Annotated in this window: 1 protein-coding gene; it reads right to left on the bottom strand. The window is 65.8% G+C overall.

From position 1 onward, the window contains the following. Nucleotides 1–488 (bottom strand): GNAT family N-acetyltransferase (locus AACY45_RS28150; RefSeq protein WP_339548743.1); only part of this gene is annotated, 488 nt, incomplete at both ends.

The raw sequence follows: 488 nt of genomic DNA on the forward strand, positions 1-488 counted from the left end.
GCCGTACAGCGTGTCGGTGCCGATCAGGTTGAGCGCGCCCGCGATCGGCCGCCCGTCGCGTTCGGCGAAGATCAGCAGGACCTGGTCGGGCATGGCCTCGCCGAGCAGCGAGAAGAACTGCCGCGTCAGATAAGGCTGGCCCCATTTGCGCGCGCCGGTGTCCTGATAGAACACCCAAAAGGCATCCCAATCGGCTTCGGTGATATCGGATCCCGACACATGGCGGATCGTCAGCCCTTCGATCGCGCCGCTACGCTCCTTGCGGATCGCCTTGCGCTTGCGGCTGGCGAGCTCGCCCAGGAAATCGTCGAAGGCACCGTAGCCCTGATTTTGCCAGTGGAATTGCGTGCCTTCGCGGATCAGCCAGCCTGCCGCCTCAAAGGCGGGGAGTTGATCGGGACAGACGAAGGTCGCGTGGGCGGAGGAGAGGCCGTGCTGGTCGGTCACCGCCTCGATCGCCGCGATCAGCGCGGGGGCTTGTGCAGGGT

The organism is Pseudomonas sp. RA_35y_Pfl2_P32 (assembly GCF_963970735.1).
GTDB lineage: Bacteria > Pseudomonadota > Gammaproteobacteria > Pseudomonadales > Pseudomonadaceae > Aquipseudomonas.